Source organism: Pseudomonas sp. Sample_16, assembly GCF_004307665.1.
GTDB lineage: Bacteria > Pseudomonadota > Gammaproteobacteria > Pseudomonadales > Pseudomonadaceae > Aquipseudomonas.
This window is the reverse complement of sequence record NZ_RCOB01000159.1, coordinates 1-251: the sequence shown is the minus strand read 5'-3', so window position 1 is coordinate 251 and position 251 is coordinate 1. Positions and strand designations below refer to the sequence as shown.

The 251-nt window shown below is 56.6% G+C and carries 1 protein-coding gene; it reads right to left on the bottom strand.

Going from position 1 to position 251, the window contains the following annotated elements:
* Nucleotides 1–30 precede the first annotated feature (30 nt).
* Nucleotides 31–249 (bottom strand): hypothetical protein, encoded by a 219-nt coding sequence (locus tag D8U69_RS29625; protein ID WP_241668678.1) that lies wholly within the window; start codon nt 247–249, stop codon nt 31–33.
* Nucleotides 250–251: the final 2 nt, after the last annotated feature.

The window sequence follows — 251 nt, the reverse complement described above, 5'->3', positions numbered from 1 at the left end:
GAATGAAAAAGCCCGCTGAAGTGTTGAGCTTCAGCGGGCTTTTTTGCGCTGATCGTTCCCATGCTCTGCGTGGGAATGCAGGCCGGGACGCTCCGCGTCCCAAAGCGTGACGCAGAACGTCACAGGAGGCATTCCCACGCGGAGCGTGGGAACGATCATGAAACGTGTGATGCCCTTTGCGCCTTGAGGAATGAGCGAATGAAAAAGCCCGCTGAAGTGTTGAGCTTCAGCGGGCTTTTTTGCGCTGATCG